The 20593-nt window shown below is 38.8% G+C and carries 10 protein-coding genes; all 10 read left to right on the top strand.

Going from position 1 to position 20593, the window contains the following annotated elements; genetic code table 11:
* Window positions 1–377 precede the first annotated feature (377 nt).
* Window positions 378–2417 (top strand): hypothetical protein, encoded by a 2040-nt coding sequence (locus AC1DVJ_RS13520; protein ID WP_477591472.1) that lies wholly within the window; start codon window positions 378–380, stop codon window positions 2415–2417.
* Window positions 2410–3390, top strand: coding sequence for a hypothetical protein (locus AC1DVJ_RS13515; RefSeq protein WP_477591471.1), 981 nt, complete (start codon window positions 2410–2412; stop codon window positions 3388–3390). The genes AC1DVJ_RS13520 and AC1DVJ_RS13515 overlap by 8 nt, the downstream gene beginning before the upstream one ends.
* Before the next feature lie 14 nt (window positions 3391–3404).
* Entirely contained in the window at window positions 3405–9110 is a 5706-nt protein-coding gene (locus AC1DVJ_RS13510; protein WP_477591469.1) for a DEAD/DEAH box helicase, read from the top strand.
* A complete protein-coding gene (locus tag AC1DVJ_RS13505; protein ID WP_477591467.1) occupies window positions 9091–10185 on the top strand; it encodes a PD-(D/E)XK nuclease family protein in 1095 nt (364 codons plus the stop codon). The genes AC1DVJ_RS13510 and AC1DVJ_RS13505 overlap by 20 nt, the downstream gene beginning before the upstream one ends.
* Before the next feature lie 108 nt (window positions 10186–10293).
* Window positions 10294–11898 (top strand): dsRNA-binding motif domain-containing protein, encoded by a 1605-nt coding sequence (locus AC1DVJ_RS13500; protein WP_477591465.1) that lies wholly within the window; start codon window positions 10294–10296, stop codon window positions 11896–11898.
* Window positions 11899–11962: 64 nt separating this feature from the next.
* The gene (locus tag AC1DVJ_RS13495) at window positions 11963–14446 is read left to right on the top strand and encodes an MBL fold metallo-hydrolase (protein WP_477591463.1); all 2484 of its coding nucleotides are present in this window, start codon (window positions 11963–11965) and stop codon (window positions 14444–14446) included.
* Window positions 14447–14458: 12 nt separating this feature from the next.
* Complete coding sequence (locus AC1DVJ_RS13490; RefSeq protein WP_477591462.1) at window positions 14459–15811, top strand: hypothetical protein; 1353 nt, start codon at window positions 14459–14461, stop codon at window positions 15809–15811.
* 13 nt (window positions 15812–15824) lie between these two features.
* On the top strand, window positions 15825–17579 hold the full coding sequence (locus AC1DVJ_RS13485) for an Hsp70 family protein (RefSeq protein WP_477591461.1): 1755 nt from the start codon (window positions 15825–15827) through the stop codon (window positions 17577–17579).
* Between the two features lie 12 nt (window positions 17580–17591).
* A complete protein-coding gene (locus AC1DVJ_RS13480; protein ID WP_477591459.1) occupies window positions 17592–19325 on the top strand; it encodes a hypothetical protein in 1734 nt (577 codons plus the stop codon).
* Window positions 19326–19465: 140 nt separating this feature from the next.
* Window positions 19466–20548 (top strand): hypothetical protein, encoded by a 1083-nt coding sequence (locus AC1DVJ_RS13475; RefSeq protein WP_477591458.1) that lies wholly within the window; start codon window positions 19466–19468, stop codon window positions 20546–20548.
* The last annotated feature ends 45 nt before the right edge of the window (window positions 20549–20593 follow it).

Here is a 20593-nt window from a genome sequence, read left to right as displayed (position 1 = left end):
TATGGATCAATGCTCGCGAGCATAAAGTTTTAAGGGGATTTATTAAAGGTAATCCTCGCTTGTTGTCGAACATTTTGTAGAATGAAACCGACGACGATTCAAAAAGCCAACAGTTAAAGGAAATATGTGCGATGAATTCAAAGGCCTATCTCGAAAAAGTCATTATTTATGAGATTAATGATGCAAGCTCGTTCTTATTACAATCAAAATCGAGGGCGAATCGAAGCGCTCAAGCAAGCTCTGACAGGTGAAACGGATTAATTGCCATAAACCAGTGTCTAGAGCAATTATGTAAACTGGGGTTTACGAAAGACCTAGAGGATTTTTTGAAAAGTCACCCACCTACATCCGTGTTATTATAAAAGGGGTCATTGGCAATGTCATATAAAGAATGGAATATGGTCATAGCAAAGCATTTTTTCTATCCCGAGATGGATGGTCGTGAAGTATTATTGTACATAGATGACCAAGTTATTGATGAACTTGGAAAATCAATTGGACAGGATTTACAAGGCTTTATTTCATCTGTAATTCAAGGACCCTTTAGTAGATGTGATGAAAGTATAAACTTGTGTCAAAAAGCTTATTCGGTTTATAGTGATTGGCGCAAGAAAGACGCGCAATATCCACCTTACATCGCTTATCTTGCTTTATTTGTGCTTGTAGGCAGTACTGACAACGAAAATTTTTCTCCCAATGCTTATTACCCTAAATTACGGAAACTGCTTGGAGAAGAAGAGACTCAGGGGCAGTATCCTAGATTTGATCAGATGGGCTTACTATGGAGGGACTTGGAATTATGGAGCAAAAAAGATAAGAATGAATCCTTAGGACGATTTACAGTGAGGGTTTGGGGACATAAGAGACACGTTGGAATTCCACAGTCTCAGTCTATTTTATCTGCAAATGAAAGACGAGCTCTCCCGCTTTTATTTCATAGAGGCGATCTTTATCCAACCAGCCCACCACTTAATAACGATTTAGTTAATTTACTAATTAAACATGGACAGGATATTTTTTCGAGAAGGACCATGCGCTTATTACAAGGTGAAGAAGAATACCGAGAACTTTTTGAAGCCTTAATAGACTTAATTAGAGATGACCTTATTCATTGGAACGGGGCGATACCGAGCACGACATTATCAAAAGCTGAAGGGAAAGTGCGCTCTAGTCTATTTCTCTGTTTAGATCATGACAAGATTAAGAAAAGTCCGAAATTTTCCTTTAGAATTTTTTCTAATAATACATTCCCTGAGGAGCCACTAAAACTAACAGCAACTGGAGTTAAGGGCACATTTAATTGTAAAGGTAGCCTACATAATTGGTCTACTGTCCTTCAAGACGAAAATAATAAGATGTTAGAAATCACAACCATTGACTTATCTCGAAGTTGGATCTTTGAAGATAAAGATAACAAATGGTCCTCAAAGTTGGTAGGGAAGCATGTCCGTGTTTTTACAAGAGGACAGAGATTGGGTCTTAATAACTATTACGTAGAAATCCCCCAATTGCAACGCGGAGCTCAGTTCGCGTTGTTATGTCACAGTTATGTTGTTGAGAAAATTACAAAATGGGGCAAGGAAGCTTGCGATGCTTTTGGTTCAATTCCAAATAGTGTCCTTCCAAAAGGATGGTTTCTATTTCAAGGGATAAATCCTAAAGTTACGTGTAATGGTATCGCCGAGCTCACATTTTCAAGCCTAGTACAAGTTCGGCTATCTGGTGGTATTCGATTAGGTAACAGCAATCGATTCTTAGATGTTGTACTACCAACCGCAATATTAGAGAATACGGATCATGCAGAGACCCTTAAAATAAATGACAGGCCCTTAAAATATAATGCAGAACTTGATTGTTGGACATTACCTTCAGGGTTACCTTTAAAAGAACCATTAGTTCTGCAAGTTGATGGAGAACTGGATGAAATGAGAAAAGTAACTTTCCAGCTCGTAAAACCTGCTATTCGTATTAAGAATAAATCAAAGTACTTAGAACAAATAAGATATGCTACTGATAATACTGATACACTTTTAATTGGTCCTAATGTTTACAATCGTCCGGATTATGTTATTGAACATTACTCCCTGCCTACATTTCTGTCAAATGAAATTATTTTTATTGGAAGGCAAATTGGTCAAGTAATTCACTGGGTGAGTAATTCTGAAAGGGAACAGTTTTTATGGAAACCAGTATGGGCTATTGCAAAAGAAGGCCGAAACAGATGGAAACTTCATTACTGTAGTTCTGACAGTATTACCCGTAGCAAGCCAGTAGCCCAGACTGGTAATTTTGATAATATATCTCAATGGAAAGATGCAATTCTTTTGATGCTTAAAGTCATAGAGGCGCCTACCTTTGAGTTTGATTCACTGTATGATTTATGGAACCAATATGTCGAGGTGGCAAAGAATGCTTAACGATATTTTAACAGTAATAAGCTCTCTTGGTAGGGTTACTTTTGAAAAGTTTAGAACCATTTATGAGACCCTAATGCTGCCTCTTCTGGAGAGCGATGAACATAAATTGAGACCGGTTTCAGAAGTGTTAATTCACCTAGAGGCACTAGGACATTGCGAAGTGAATTACGAGACGAGGCATGTAACCGTCTGTCCGCCAACGCTCGTATTGCTTMCTCAATTAGGTCTCCCTGAAGCTGTTTTAATTGGGGGGAGAGATGAAGCCCTGTTACAACAGCTGCTGAAATCAGCTCAAAAAAATCAACATTTCTTTAAGGTATCAATACAAACAGATGAATTAGTGGGGATCCCGTTACTTCCCTCTATTATTAAAGTAGTTGCAACAAGTAAAAGTATTCTTTCTCAATTGGCGGAGCGCTTAAATTTAGAGTATCAATTAGAATATCCAGCTGCGTACACAGTACTTACTACAGCTCCCAATTTAAAGGAGATCGAAGATTCCCTTGTATACTCCGACGAATCCGAGCCCAATTGGAAGTGTAGCGTGTTTAATCCCACCCGTTTACGATTTGTCGAGGGAAGAGACAATTCTACAAATAAGTTGATGATGTATACGAATCCCATTACACAACAACAAACTTTTAGGTTATGGGTCGGAAAAAAGGCTGCTGCCGTAGATAAAAATTGGGGAAGGTACCTATCACTTCAACGTCATAACATAAGTGTTTTACTTTATGATGTGAAAAAACAAAGAATGGCCGTTCCACTTACGATTCCCCTTCCAAAACCAGTACATCGAGCCGCGGTTATTTGCTCCGGTTTATATCCAAGAAAAGAAGAACTTAAGCAATCCGTTGGATTGTTAATGGATCATATGTCGGTGATTATTTATGAGAGAGTCCCTGRCCTAATGGCTCAATACATATCAACAAAGCTGGGTCAACAGCAATTGCATGAAACAAACTTAATATAATATAGGGGGATTCTATGTCTAATCCATTTTTAGCTTTTGAAGAAATACGGGGGAATTTTATCAGATATGTTCAGACAGCATTCGGTACTAGGTACCCCTCTCTCGAGAAGGAGCGCAAACAACTATTATTAACACCGGGGGTTCTATCACAAGACCCTTGGATTGAGCCTTTGCCAAGATACAAAAGTTCTCAAATGCAGATTAATGATCTTACGAAACATGATTTACATGGCTTCACTTCAAAAGAGATAAATTTATTTCAGCAGTTGGCCACCAGTGGGCTCTTCAAAGAAGATCTTCCTTTATACACTCATCAAAAGCGTATGTTGTCTACGGCTCTAACTGGAAAACATTGCGTTATTACCTCAGGAACAGGGTCAGGTAAAACAGAGTCCTTCTTACTTCCGTTATTCGCATATTTGGCAAAAGAATCTTTAAGCTGGAAAAATCCAGAATCCCCACATCCAAGAGTGAACGATTGGTGGAAAAACGAGGATTGGCATGACACATGCAATCCAGTGGTAGGGAAAAAACATAGCATGCAGCAGTCGTTCCGTGTATCTCAAAGAGGCCATGAGACCCGCTCCTCTGGCGTACGTGCAATGATTTTGTATCCGATGAACGCACTTGTAGAGGATCAATTAACAAGACTTCGAAAAGCACTAGATTCAGATAAAGCTAGAGAGTTTTACCAAAGAGAACTAAATGGTAACAGAATTTATTTTGGAAGGTACAACGGATCAACACCTGTTGCAGGTCATGAACTCAAGAAGACTGGTAACCCCAATACAGATAAAATTAAAGAATTGACGAATATAATGAGCAGTGTAGAACAAGTAAGTGTGGAGGCAGCACGATACGCTAAGGCAGTTGGTAAGGATGATATCCCATACTTTTTTCCGAAATTGGATGGTTCGGAGATGAGATCTAGATGGGATATGCAGGAAGCACCTCCAGATATATTAATTACTAACTACTCCATGCTTAGCATTATGATGATGCGCCATGTAGACGGAGGGATTTTTGAGAATACAAAGAAATGGCTTGAGGAAAGCAAAGATCATATTTTTCATTTAATTATTGATGAGCTCCACTTGTATCGGGGGACGTCAGGGGCTGAAGTATCTTATTTGTTGAAGATCATGCTTCAACGTATAGGTTTGACCCCAGATCATCCGCAATTGCGGATTTTGGCATCCAGTGCATCGTTGGAGCCTGAAGACCAAGATAGCCGAACATTCCTTCAAGATTTCTTTGGTGTTCCAGAGGATTGCTTTGAGATCATTCCAGGTGTTCCTGATGAGATTCCTACAGATTCAGGAGTCATCTTACCGAGTCAGGCTTTTGCTGACTTTCAAACAATGTATACTTCGGTGCCTGATCAGGCGGTTTCGATCTTGGTCAAAAACTTGGGATACAAAGGAGATAAAGACGGAATTGTTGCACTAAAAGATACGTTAGAATCCAAAGGGTTGAAACTCGCTTCGACCATGCTCGCTGCATGTAAAGATGAAACAACCAATATGGTTCGTGCGGTTTCACTGGATTCTTTTTCGGAAAAACTCTTTGGTACCCATATTAAGAAAGAGGAACGGAATCTTGCGTTAACTGGTCTTTTTACAGCACGTGAGTTGTGCGATACAAAAAAAGAGCTCAGCAATTTACCGTCGTTTCGTTTCCACTGGTTCTTCCGTAATATCGAGGGATTATGGGCATCCACAGCATTAGAAACCCCTGCGCATCCCATTGGTAAGCTCTATGCAAAACCTGACATTGTTGATAGTAGAGGAAAGCGAATTTTAGAACTCCTATATTGCGAACAATGCGGTACCGTGTTTTACGGTGGTAACCGAATGAAATTAGCAGATGGCAGCTTAGAATTGCTGGTTACTCATCCTGATATTGAGGGAATTCCGGATCGAAATCGTAAAAACATAGTAGAACAAAAAAAATATAAAGACTATTCCATTTTTTGGCCTTCTATTACCGAGTCGCTACATAAAGATGTCCGTCCTTGGAAACAGAAGAACCCTAGAAAAGAAAAGCAAGAAGTGAATGCTGAATGGAAGCAGACGTCACTTAGCTCTGCAACAGGATCTGTCACTTTTACACATGAAGCTGCAGATGCAGATCCAGCTAATTTTATCAAAGGCTTCCTGTTTGATCTTGAGTGTAATGACGATGAAGTTGAAAAAGATTTCAACACGCTTCCATCTGTTTGCCCATGTTGTTCAGCGGATTATTCCTTGCGTAAATCTAGAAAAAGTCCTGTTCGGGGATTCCGTACTGGTTTTTCGAAGGTGAGCCAGATCTTATCCAAAGAACTTTTTCACCAAATTTCGAGCAATGATGAGAAAAAATTGGTTATCTTTTCTGATAGCCGAGAGGATGCTGCTCAAATRTCCAACGGGGTAGAACGTAACAATTATAACGATTTGTTACGTGAAATTGTGGTAAGCGAACTGCGATTATGTACCCTAGGGGAAGCCCAGCTATTAGACCATTTGGAGAATGATGTTCCTCTTACGGATCTGTCCAGAGAGTATATGTCCGTCTTTCCGGAGGCAGAAACGGACTTAAAGGATTGTATCGAAATGGCCCAAATGCCACGGCCTACAAACGCAATACTTCGCGCAGCATATGATGATTGTCTGAAAAAACTTGGGCGCATTAGACAAAGAAAAGAAACAGCGATCTATCAGTGCAAAGAATTATTTCATGCCAGTTCAGATAGGGAATGTGGCCGTCTTATATCCCGCTTCGTTGCCCTTGGTGTCAATCCAGCTGGTAATAATATTGAGTTCCAATCCTTTAAATGGGGACTCAAAGAGCACAGATGGACTGAATTGTTTGACTTCAATAAAAACAGTTGGTTGGAGGGTTTACCACCCGAAGCGGGAACAGTAAAAAATAAAATTATAGCTAAAGTAAGGGAATCACTTAGTGATCTTTTCTTCAGTCGACTTTATTTTAGTTTTGAATCATCAGGCTTTGGATACCCTGCAATACAACTTGACGACTCTCTTTTGGAGGGTACTGCTTCGGATCTATCGATTAATGTGGAAGTCTATAAACAAATATGTAATTCCTCGATTCGGATTTTAGGGGATCTTTACCGTCATGAGGGTTCTGATTTTCCACAACACTCCTGGATAGAGTTTAAGAATGCAAGAAGTACATTTAAGGATTATATAAGCTCAGTTTGTAGCGTGAATGGCATTCCATCTAGCCGTATTGAGACGTTGGGAAACAAAGTTCTTCAATCCATAAACCGCTCTGGTCATGAAGGCGCTATAATTATTACAGATAAACTCGATCTAAAAGTATCTTCACCCGAAGATTCATTTTGGAATTGCCCTAACTGCAAACGGCCACATCTTCATCGTTCTGCTTCAGTTTGTACAAAATGTTATACAAAACTCGCGGATGATCCAGATGGTTCATGCGGAGATCTGATGGATAAGAATTATCTTGCTTATATGGTTTCGAATGATCGGAGGCCAACCCGCATGCATGCCGAGGAGCTCACAGCACAAACTGATGATCAAGCAGAACGGCAAAGGCTTTTTCGGGGTATTTTACTTGACTCGAATGGAACACAACAAGTGAAACAAGTAGATGAAATTGATGTTCTCAGTGTAACTACGACCATGGAGGTAGGCGTTGATATAGGTAACTTGCAATCTGTTATGTTAGCCAATATGCCTCCAATGCGCTTTAACTATCAGCAGCGTGTCGGTCGGGCTGGACGACGGGGCCAAGCTTATTCATATGTCCTCACGCTCTGTAGAGGAGGCCGAAGCCACGACGACCATTATTTCCAAAACCCTGCTGCTATCACTGGAGATCCTCCTCCAGTACCGTTTATTACCACGAACCAACCACAAATTATTAAACGGTTGATTGCGAAAGAAAGCTTGCGGCGGGCGTTCATTGGAATTGGTGTAATGTGGTTTGATGGACCAACTAATCCACCAGATTCTCACGGAGAATTCGGACTTAAGTCCTCTTGGCCAGAGAGGAAAGACAAGTTGAAAGCATGGCTGAAAAATAATACGATCGTCTTGAAAGAGGTTGTTCGTGCGATTATTCCAAGTTGGGAACATAGTGACGAAAACATTAATCAGTATTTAGGGTATATCCAAAAAGATATCGTCACTGAAATTGAAAGATGCTATGAAAATAATGAACTCACTGGGGAGGGTCTAGCAGAATGCTTAGCAGAAGGAGCTAAATTGCCAATGTTCGGAATGCCATCCCGGACGAGGTATCTGTACCATGGAGGTGTGGAGGAACGGTCACAGGCTGTTTTGAACATAGACCGTGATATTGAGCTTGCAATTACTGAATTTTCGCCAGGTGCCCAAAAAACTAAGAATAAGGCGATACATACGGCAATTGGCTTTACTGCGCCATTGAGAAAGATACAAAACGCATGGAAGCCATCGGATATTAGAAACCCCTTACCACACCGGTATCAAATAGCTCACTGTAATGCGTGTGGTTATTTGAGAGTCAATCAGCCATCGGAGATGTGTACTCAATGCGGAACTCCGAAAGGGACAGCCTATAGAGAGATAAATGTGGCCATTCCGATAGCTTTTAGAACTGATTATTCGAAAGGGCAAGACGCAATGGAGGATGAGTGGGCGACTTCTGGTGCTCCGGCCAATATAGCTGAAGGGACACATGTTGATTTTAGGACAATTAGTAACTCTAATACTTCAATTAATCTAAGTAATGAATCACGTGTATGGAGAATCAACGATAACAATAAACAATTATTCCGCGGCGGTATTATTACTACCAATAAAATGAAGTTGCCAAATGGCTATGTCATAGAGGCACCTGCTATGGAAGGGCAATGGATACTAGAAAAGTACCAATACACTAGTAATCATAGTTTCAATAACCTAGAGGATATTGGTATCGCGGCAGCTAAAACAACGGATCTTTTGCGGATCAGACCAAGCGAGACACCGAATGGTCTTCAGTTAAATCCAACGAAAATTACCTCAAGAGCTGCTATGATTTCTGCGGGCTTTTTACTGCGATCCGTTGTGGTTGAGCGTTTAGATATTGATACTGATGAAATTGAAATTTGTGAACATATCAAATCTCTCGCTAAGGATGGAAGCGAAGTAGGTGAAATAATCCTAAGTGATAGGTTGCCCAACGGTGCAGGCTTCGTCAAATGGCTGGAAAATAATTGGATTTCAGTAATCGAAAGTATCGTTAGTTCGAAAAAGTATTCGTTTATAAAATTCATAACAGGAAAGCAACATGATTGCGATTCTGCTTGTTATAGTTGTCTAATGAACTATCGTAATATGCAGTACCATGGGCTTTTAGATTGGCGACTGGGTCTTGCTTATCTAAAAGCGATGAACAGTAAAGATTACCAATGTGGACTAGATGGGGATTTTACCCATGACGAACTTAGAAATTGGGGTAACTTGGCTGAAAGACTGACAAAACAATTCGCAGATTACTTTCATTACGAACAAGTCAAGTTTGGCGAGCTTTCTGGCCTGCGTATTGGTAGTCAAAATCTAATTATAGTGCACCCTTTATGGTCACAAGATACTCAAAATGGCTTATTAGCCGATGCAGTAGATGAAGCAGGCGGATCTCCTCTATTCATGGATACCTTTAACCTGTTACGACGTCCTGGTTGGTGTCATGAGCAACTAGGGAAAGATGAGGAAACGTGGTGGTAGTGTGTTAGTCCAGATCAATCCAGTCCAACAACTTAGCAGAATAGCACCTGGCAGCTTTTTTGGATTCACTCAATGTAAATTAAGAGAAGTGTATGCAGCCTCGGGGAATCCGGGGTTGTTGCCTTCTTATCCTAGTGCTTATTTTGGAAAAGCAGTCCATAAGTTATTTGAAATGGCAAGTAAAGGTCATATTCAAAGTACTGAATATATTGTAGATGCATGGAATAAATGCTTATCTGAAGCAGAGCAGGAGTTATTCAATAATGAGCAGACCAGACATCTCCTCCCCTTGAAGAAATTCGTCAAACAATACGAAGTGAAAAAGCGACAACTTATAAGGACCGCTGCTTCATTATTACAAAGAAAGCGTAGTTCTACTCAAAAGTTTTTTAGCGGAAATGAACGGTGGATAGAATCAGAGGATCAGACCATAGGAGGGGTTGTTGATAAGATTGTCTGGACAGTGGATGGCTATGAGATTGTTGATTATAAAACAGGTGATATTTTTGAGCCAACGGGAATAGAGATTAAGTCACAGTATAAGAATCAACTTATGCTTTATGCCGTGACTCTATACGAGAATACTCACGAGTGGCCAGTCTCATTAAAAATAATTGAATTAAATGGAACTGTTCACTCACTGACATTTTCAACAGAAGATTGTTTAAATCTAAAAAAACAGGCTGGCAAAATCTTAGAGGATATTAACTCAAGCTTATATATAGGGAACTATGACCTTGAGATGCAGCAAGCATTGCTAGCCAATCCCAAACGCGGTAATTGCACATTTTGCAGGTATAGGCCTGCATGCTCTCCCTATTGGAAGAAGAGAAGTAAAAGCGTTGAAGATTGGCCATTTGATGTCACAGGGGAATTTGTGGATGTAACCCGGTTGGGCAATGGGACCGAATTACTCAAGATAAAACATAATAATAAGATCTATAGGATCAGAGGCTTACAACCTAGTAGACATAACATTGTCCCTAAAAAATATTACGCTGTCTACAATCTATTACCTGATAATGTGGAAAATTGTTATAAGGAAGGACCTATGACAACAATATTTACATTTTAATATTTAGTTCAAACGATCTATAACAAACCTAAATATAAAGGAATAATGAGTTGTTTGTCGAATTCATACTAAAAAGATGTATTGTTCATAATTTGGAAGAGGCTACCTATGAATACCCCAAACTCTGACGTCAGTATAAATGGTCAAAGAATGTTTAAATTATTAATTGGTCAATGTAATCACATTACTATACAAGAACTCGATGATATCCTGAAAATTGCTTGCAATTCTCAAGATATACGCTCAAATAAGCACGATACGAACATCGCTGAGGCTATTGCTGGAAAGTCGTTACTCGAATTAATTTTTTGTTATTTACTTTTTCATGATATTCATCTTCCAAATCACCGATTAGAAGGTACATTTTGTCAGAACTATGAACCCTTACTATCAAAGCTTTATCAGCATTTACAAATATCTGACCTTGTCTATCTAGTATTAGAAGAAGAGGAAGCTAGGTATTTTCTACAGCATCGGGAAATTTTGCTCAAAATCTTGTCTCTCATATATAAGAGAGAGGGATTCTATTGTATTACTGATTTTATTGTACCTTTTGTTATAAACAATCAGGAACCCGATTATAAAAAAATATTGCAAGAACTTGCAAGTCAACAAAATAGTCAAGTGCAATATCAGCGTTTTATAAATCCTGTTTGGAATGGTACAAATAATACTTGGTATGTCGTTGAAGTAAGTGCTTTAGGAAAAAGAGCTTTAGGAAATGGTTCTACAGAAGTTGAAGCTCAATCGAAGGCTGCCCAAAAGTTACTTGAAAGTCCGAGCGAGAATATGAATGCTTTCTCAAACCAATTCTCATTACGTTGCAAGAAGGTGTGGCAAGTACCCCCTGAACGTGAGCGATTACTTCAAAAGTTCAACTTTAAATCACATCTTTTTCAGTTACCGACATTCCTCCTTGATATAGTGTTTTTGCAGAATTCATTTCTTGATCGAGAATCAGCTGCTACTAATCTAAATAACGACACACTCAGTATAATGGGGTCGTATGTTCTTAAATGCTCGATTGATGCTTACTTGCTAGAGCATTTCGATTCCATTTGTAGCTTTAAATCTAATAACATGATAAAAATGCGTGGATATTGGTTGAGTAATAATTTTGTTGTTTCGATGGCTAAGAGTATATTGGTAAGTCATGAGAACTTAATAAGAGAATCACAAGGCGATCAGGAAATAATTAATGATGACTTATGGCAGCGTACCTTTAAAAGGCTTCTGGGAGCCATCTTTATACATGAAACCTCGATAGGTATATCTGATCCATTTCAAACTATTCAGAAAGTACTTGAGGAATACTTAACATCGAATAAAATAGTTACCACCAACAGAGCACAACAACATATTGAGGCTGACTTAATAAAATGCCTAATAAGCAATTTGTATAAATACGAAGATACAGGCGAAGTACAATACGATGCTGTAACTTCAACGCAAATTAATGAGACGCTAAAATTACTTAATTTACCTTCTGTGATAAAGCTGCTTGAAATGAGTGGATTTCGCTCCGTAGATATCTTTGTCCAGACACTACGCATGCTTGCTGAACAATTGACTATCTATAAATCTGGTGATTTTATCAAATCTTTATTAAAAATAAATGAATACTACGAGTCATTATCTGTTTTAGGTGCAGTCCATTGGTTGAATGAATGCATGGCAGTAGTATTCAGTGATAAGTTATCTAGCAATACCTAATTAATCCAAAACATAGCAGGATATCTTTAATATGTAATATTTAGTTTACCTAGGAGCGCAAACGATGATGAGTTCCAACACCTTAAAAGATCTCCTTCAACAAGCAGCAACTTTTCAAATCAAAGGTGATAATCAGTCAGCCAGATTATTTTATCAGAAACTACTTGAAGAAGAAGCAAAAGCAGGACTTGACCATGCTTTTTTGCAAGCGGTGTTATTTTTTAATTCCATCCAAGAGTACAAAGAAGTGATTACCTTATCACGTTTATACATACAAAGTGGTGGGCTACTTAACAGAATTGCTCTCGATTATGTAACCGCGTGTATAAAGAATGCTGAGGCAACTAATACAGATGCATTTCAAGACCTAAAGTGGATCTTAAGCCAATCAGGTCAGGGAACTATTTTGGGGGAACGACTACTTATAGCCCAATGTTTCTTTGAGACAAGCCATGCAGAAGAAGCATATTTTATCTTTGTTTCTCTCATTGAAATTTTTGAAAAAAAGATGCTTGATTCGCCTAATGTGACATTTGAGCATTATGTGAAAACGTTGCTTTATTTAGTTGATTACGAGTACCATTTTGGAACATGTCCACAAGCTCGATTTCATGTTCGACGACTCATTGGGCTTGAAGGTTCCTGGATTATTAACCATCAGTTAATTGCACGTTGGAGCCTTTTACTTGATGAGACAGCGCTGCTAGTTAGTCGTAACGATTGGGGCGAGTTCGCTACTCATTTGGTCGGTGAAGTATCCAAACTTTGCGGAATGTACCGAGAATTTTATGAAGGCTATGTAAACCGTGAAGCAATTCATATGTTATTGAATACTTCATTTAGGGATACTGAGTTGGACAAAAAAAGGGGAACCTACGTTTGCCTCCTCTCGAGAGCGTTTGAAGATTTAGGATGGCTAGATTGGATCGAAGTTCAATATAGAAAGCTTCCAGATGATATGCTTACTTCACTACTATATGGTGAAATGCTTACCATAAGAAATCCTCAAAATGTACGTGGGTTTTGGAAAGAGCACTTCTTACGACATGCCGATAAGCCTGAAGTAATTCGCGCTTATAGTGCAACTTCTAAGAAATCAAATACTGTACAAAATAAAGAAATTAATGTGATGTTTTTAGGTGGAGGAGAGAAAATTGGAGGTACATCGATCCTTGTTAGCATCGGAGGAAAACATATCTTACTTGATGGCGGGATGCATTTACAAGGAGAAGATCGTTTTCCTGATTTCTCACTTTTGATACGAGCGGGAATAACAGTACACGATCTGGACGCATTGCTAATTACTCATGCCCATTTGGATCATACAGGTGCGGTACCTTATCTTCATAGTTTATATCCAGAACTACCAATGTTTGCTACCGAAGAAACTAAACAACTGATGAAAGTACTTCTTGATGATGTTATTCGCTATAGTGAATCAACAGATGAAATGTATGACTTGAAACAGCTGCAGATGACACTGACGAGTATTTCCTCTATAGACTTTTTCAGTACTTTTGAAGTGCCATCAAAACAAGGTCAATGGAAAGTTACCTATTACCCTGCCGGTCATATTCTAGGAGCTGCGGCAATTCATTTGGTGACCGACGGAATTTCTGTTCTCTTTACAGGTGACTATAGTGTGGAAAATCAAAGAACAGTGAACGGGATACAACTGCCTGAGGACCTACATGTGGATGTATTAATAACAGAAAGTACCTACGGCTTTCTTCCGACAAATGCTTCGATACGCAGGGAGCAACAAGAGAAATTGCTAGTGCAAACTATTCTCCAAACTGTTGAACGTGGTGGGCCGATATTAATTCCCGCATTTGCAGTGGGCCGTGYTCAGGAAATTATCCAAATAGTAAAAGGCCATTTTACTGCCTATGAGTTCTTGCCTTTCCCTCTCTATTTGGATGGTAAGGTAGCTGAGGTGTGCCGAATCTATGAAAAAAGTGTTTCGTCAGGTCAAACCTCAAATAAACCCTATTACGGGCAAGGTGTTCAATCTGCTAATGAAATTTACTCAGACCGGCAAGGGAGCAACTATCCTTTTACCAAGTTTTTTGAAGAGTACATACTTTCGGGAGGTAGCTGTATCATCGCAAGTTCTGGTATGTTAACGGATGGGAGCGCTTCCTCCCGTTATGCGGAGAAGATTGTTGGTTTGGAAAGAGCTTGCGTCGCATTTACTGGTTACTTAGATGAAGAAAGCCCCGGGGCTCGTCTATTCCAAAATACTGCAGAAGGATCATCTGCATTTATACAACTCAACGGTAAATATAATGAGATTCGGGCAAGCGTTTCATCATATCGTTTATCTGCGCATGCAAGCAGGGAAGAAATTTCCCAATTAATTCTCCAGTTACAACCAAAAGCTGTGTTTCTAATGCACGGCGAGCATCAGAAACATTATCGAGCATCTCGATCCTGGCTCGAGGGTAATGTTATCTATCCAAGCATTATAGATATCTTGAGTTCTATCGAACATATCCAAGTTTACCCTGCTTTTAATGGTAAAAACTATCACATTTTAATTTCTTAGGAGGATGATTTGATGAGTAAAGAAATGTTAGCAATTGAACATATTATCCGTTATTACTCGCAACCAAACGAAGAAATATATAGTCAATGGAAACAAGAACACGGGGATGATCTGAGATCGATACTTCAACAATTGGACTTATTTGATTATTCAAAAAGAGGCGTATTGGTTTGGGACTTACAATTGAAATTTGAGAAAGTATTAGTTGAATTCCCATCATTAAATAATACGGATATCGCGGATATAGTTGCTCAAAACTGGAATATCGATAGTCAGCTTCGTCTTAATAAAGATACAATACTTAGTTTGATGGCGCATCTCTCTATGAAGGATTCCAACTCACAAAAAAGCTTTCTTTCATTGTGTAAAGGGGATCTGAAATCATACTTTTATTACACCAAGAATGTGGATCAGTTGACTGAGCTTTATATTCGCTTTTTAATTACTGCTCTTGATGATATGAAACCAATCTCATCAATGGTGAATAGTATCGTAAGTGTCCTCAAGGGTGCTTCAGCAGTAGAAGAAGTGCGTCAAGCATTCCATCGGATGGATCTTATTAGATGGAAGGATAAGAAGGTTAATTTTGCGAAAATGAAAGCATACAAGCATCACGTGAACATAAATGAACTTGTATTCACGAATGGCTTGATCCGAATATATTTAGAGAACGCCAATGCAATAAAAGAAATAAATGAGGAGACATCATTATTATTTGATGCGCTACAATCAGAGTCACAAAATACCAGCAGTGCCTCTGAAAAAGTTAAGGTTCAGATTCAATCTGAAACCCGGCCAGAGCCAATTAATCAAGAAACGGCAACTCTCTCATTAACCATTCGTAGCTTGGCGAATAAAGTGTTAGATGCCGTGTCGCAAATTGAAAAACTAGAAGAGAGTACTATACTATTGGATCCCACTTACATTCAAAGACTTGAAGAGGAGAACAAGCGACTCGTTATTGAACTTGAAAAAGAGAAGGTGAAGGCTCAAGCAGCAGGTGAAGAGTCTATCGTAAATCTTCTGAATGGAATTGCAGGAAAAAGCGGTGGATATTTGCTATCTGATCTATTAGAGGAATCTAGAGGAAACTTGCCACAAGAGCGAATCATCAGTACAGGAAGGCTCGTAAATCTCTTTTCTATGTTAAGCCTTTTTGGAATAGAGGAGTATACGGCCGGTTACCAACTTCATGAACAGATCATCATTCCAAGGGATAAATTGGCAAAGACATTTATGATTAGTGGGCCTATACGTACAGATGCAAAAGAAATTCCTGTCCGTATGATACGCTGTGGTTGGGCGTTAAATGATAAAGTCATGATTCAACCTCTTGTTGAAGAAATTCAAACGAATATATCTTAGGAGGAATTTTCATATGAACCGTTTCGTTGGAATTGACCTTGGTACTACTAACTCAACTATAAGCGTATCTCATCTTACCGCAAGAGGTGATGTTCAGCCTAAAACCCTTGAGGTTACTCAAGTTCAGGAGAATGGTATCAACTTAGTGCAAGATACATTATTACCAAGTGTGTTGTATATAGACGATGAAAAGAATGCATATATTGGGCAGTTTGCAAAAAAAATGGTTGGTTTTTATCCTAAACGAGTAATCAAAGAAGCAAAACGATTTATAGGAGATGAAGTCAGTTGGAAGGTCGACGAGGATTCTTACCGTCCTGAGGTAGTGTCTCACTACGTACTGAGAACATTAAAAAAGCAGGTAGAAGAATTTTATATAGGAGATAAAATTGATAGTGTTGTTATTACAGTGCCAGCAAATTTTAATTTTCAACAAGATAAAGCAACACGATTGGCTGCACAGCTTGCTGGCTTTGAGAAAGATAAAATTCACACCATCCCAGAGCCTACTGCTGCACTGGTTGACTTTATTAATGAGGAGAGGTCGATAGATAATAACGCCCGTCGGATTCAGTTAAACGCGAAACCCAAAAACCTCTTAGTATTCGACTTGGGAGGTGGAACATGTGATGTTTCAATTCTTAGTGTTAGTGAATCCTCCACGGGCCAAATTGATATTGAAGAACTTTCAATATCTCAATATACAGAACTTGGTGGTATTGATTTTGACAAAAAAATTTCCAATTTTTTACTTGTTAAGCTTTTAAAAGATAAAGGGATAACTGGGCAAGAACTTAAACGAAAGTTTGATGAAGCTGTATTATCTAAGTTGTGGGAGAGTTTAATTGATTTCGCTGAGAAGGCAAAAATGTTCTTTTCAACAAGAATCGAAACAACCTTGTTGAACAGAGGGCAGTCGTACCATGATTGTAAGACACAATTTGATAGTCTGGTGTTCACTCTGATGATCTCAGACCAGCTCCCTGCAGAACTTGCTACACTTGTATCCATTAGCAAAAGTGATTACGATTCTGTTGTTGCAGACCTTCTATACAGCGAAAAGAGTACAGGCAAAAATATTGAGAGTCCTATCCTAAATGCTCTAGCAACTGCTAGGAGTGGGGCGATGAAAAAAAGTGATATAGACGCGGTATTCCTTGTTGGTGGTATGACGATGTATCCGACGATTCAAGAACGAATATATGAAATTTTTGAAATGAAAGTTCGACCTGTACGCTCTTTAAATCCGATGCATGCTGTTTCAAGGGGCGCTGCTGTTTATCACTATTATATTAATCAAATTAACCTCACTAAATATATTAATAATAAACAGACGGTCCCTAATAATGTCTTTATTCACGTTACTGGCGGACATGCAGTACCTCTACTTACTAAGGGGGAAAAAGTACCTTGTACCCGATATTTTACGGATTCAGAAAACTCAGAACATAAGTTTTTCGTTACAGGACCTTCAAGCATGTCAACGGTTAATTCTATGGAACTCGAGCTGTTTACAGCCCCATCAGCAGATTCACTCTTAGATGTGAAAACTCTGAAAAATGCGTTTATTAATTTCAAACGACCAGTACGTGTAGGATCAAGGCTCTTCATTAAAATCGAATGTAATGAAGAACGAGATGTTACAGTGAAGGCCTGGCTAAAAGATGATGAAACAGAGGTTATAGATGTTAATGTAGGATCACATGAGTTCACGGAAGAAGAACTAAAGCAAATTAAGCTCAGGCACGAAAATATTAATAAATTGTGAGGTCGTGTTTCCATGACAAAAAAAGAGCGAGTTTCTTTTAATCAACTAGCAGATCTGAATAAAATCAGAGAAATGTTTGGCTCTATTGAAAATGAAAGCACAACACCAAAAACTAATTTTATGGAAACAAAAGAAGCACTGTTCTCTAAGGAAGAAAAATTAGTAATTCATCAGGAATTACTCGAACAAGCAGGTCAGGCAGAAAGTGACTACGATTTTGACGGTGGAGATTTATTTGGCAATACGCCTAAGCATTCCTCTGGTAGTAAAGTTGTTGAAGTCGAATATCCTAGAGGCTACGTTGGGTATGTAAATATACACTTTGATAGACCCGAATTATCTGAGGCTGAGTATCAACGCGTGATTCGTTCTGTCGAGTTAATTTCTAAGGGGAATAATCAATATGAAGGGCGAAATGTTTTACAGGAAGTTGAGGCACTTGGAGACTCTGCGATTGAAGTGATATACCGTGAGTCTCGTCGGTTCCTTTTATCGGATACAAATCAACGAAACGGTATTGTTCAGCTGCTAACACGAATGACCGTGCGAAGCCTTAAAGGTAGGAGGATATTAAAAGCAATATTACAGCATTCTCAAAGTAAACATCATATTCAGCTTGCTATTATGGTATCAGGATCTGTTCAGGACGAGGAAGTTACTCATGAATTACTGCAGCTTGCATCAAATAATGATTACTTCGAGTTTTGTCTGGATGCGCTGCTCAAAATCAGGAAGCTTGATACAGTAAAACCGTTATTAAATCTTATTGATACTTTAGACTCTTCCCGCAAGGACTTACTTGAACAGGCTATATTTATGGCTCATCGATTTAATGGATTTGGAGCGGAAGCTGTACAAGATGTATTTGAGGCATATCATAATTCAGAGCGACACCAAATAAGACCGGTTTTATCCAATGCACTAAAGTCATTTAAAGAGGATGCTATTCCATTTTTAATGAGGGTTCTTGAAAAAGAAACCGATGAAAGAAGAATTATTCGTGTATGTAGAACTCTCGGTGGTTTAAGGCATGCCTTTGCTTCTGATGCTCTAAAAAGAGCTTACGAACAGTTTCCTGAAAAAAGAGGCCCCATTTTGGATGGGCTTGGCCATACAAACGATTCAACCTTTTTGTCATTAATATTTAAATCACTGGAAGAAAGTAAAAATCCCAAAATTCTAGAGGCCTGCTTTAGTTCCATTTCAAGTTTAGGAACTCGAGATGACATCGAAACCGTCCGTTCTGCAATGGGTGAACGAGGAGACCGAACGTATCCTCATGCGTTATTTTGTCTAGTAAAACTGGGTGATTCCGCCGCGCTCGAAGAGTTTATTGAAATGTTCCTTAACGGAACATCTCAGGAACAGTATTCTTTAGAAAAATACATGAACCGTCTTCCGATGAATGCAATTAAATCAATGAGCTCACGAATTAATGTTCTTCCAGATAATAAGGCAACTCTGATTATAACCGCACTACAACGAGTTAAAGTGCCACCTAGAGAAATGGGTACATACATAGCCGAAAGGTTTAAAAGACCGATAGAAGATGCGTTGCGCTTAGAGTTATACCGCTTAATTGCGATGCATAACGATACAAAGAATCAACTTTTGCCTGAAATGGTACTTTACGACGCAAKAGATCGGGAAGAAAATCCACGCATTAAAAGGGAATTGAATACAATAATCGCGGGGATGAAGAATCGGACAGGCGCGCTCACTATTAAACAACATGGAGATGAATAACTATGCCTCCCAAAAAGAAGACTTACCGTTATATTGAAGTAGAGGGAGTTCGGATGGACTTGTTGGATAGGTGCCTTCTTGATCTTATGACCAAAGAGTCCCTTATCTCATATTTAAAAGCAAATTCAAAGTTACGGCGTATGATCGGAATTGAGAGTAATGAAATAAATAGCTGCTCTCATGCGGAACTGGCAGGATTCATCGTCCCTCACTTATTAGAAGAATACAACTTATATAATCAACTTGTAGGAATTTGGACCACTACTCACTCTGACCGCCTCTTGAGCCAGGTTGGTGAAGTTAAAGACACGATGGATCTTGCTTTATGGGAACAAAAATTACATCAAAAATTTAAAGAAGAAGAAATTCCGCTGTTTCCAGTATTATGTCATTTGCGATTTCACAAAGCACCTCATTTTCATAAGTTAGTTCCAACTTTCCTGGATACTTATTGGGAAGTTAACTACTTAAAGAAACAAGAAATGGATTCTAATGTTTCTACTCAAATAGAATTAGCAAAAGATACTTTAGATGAGACGAACATTTCAACAGAGGAATATCTTAATAAAATCATACAAATGGCAGAAGTCTTGAAAAGCTTATCAGGGCTTGGCATGGCTTCAAAAGAAAAAGTAGAAGAACTTCAAGCTAAAAACGAACAGATCGAAAAAGAACTTGCCAATCTACATAAAGAGTTAAAAGCCAAGGACAAACAGCTAAAGACAAAAGATGAAAATATAGAAGTTGCGGGTAGGAAAGTAAGTGATCAGTTACGGCGAATAGAATCTCTGGAAGAAAAATTGGAAAATGAGCGTAGAGATAAGGGCAAGTTATCTCAATTGCTTGGAGAGAGCAGAAAGAATGTAGAGCTGCTTGAAACGGAAAAACAAAAAAGTATGCAAAAACTTCAACTAGCGCTTAAAGAAAATACGACAATTGCCGAATCAGTTGAGAAGCGGTTGAAAACAGAATGGAATAAGGAAAAAGCACTAATCGGAGAAAATCATTTAAAAGATAGATTGGAACAAGAGGAATTAATTAAAGCATTACGTGTTGAGATTGAAGAACTCACTGTAATAATCCATCAGAAAAGCTCAAGAGAACAAGCTGATGCGATAGAAGACTCAGTAGTTGATTTAGTAGCTGAAGAAGTGAACAAAGAAGAGAATCCAGACGACCTAGGACTAGATTTTCTCATAGATTTTCAACCAAATCGGCATTAATAGAAATGTAGTTACTTACGGTTTAACAAGATGGAGGAGATGGAG

Source organism: Paenibacillus sp. P4_A9 (genome assembly GCF_056402415.1).
The sequence above is the reverse complement of the archived record's forward strand: the minus strand, read 5'-3'. Positions and strand labels throughout refer to the sequence as shown.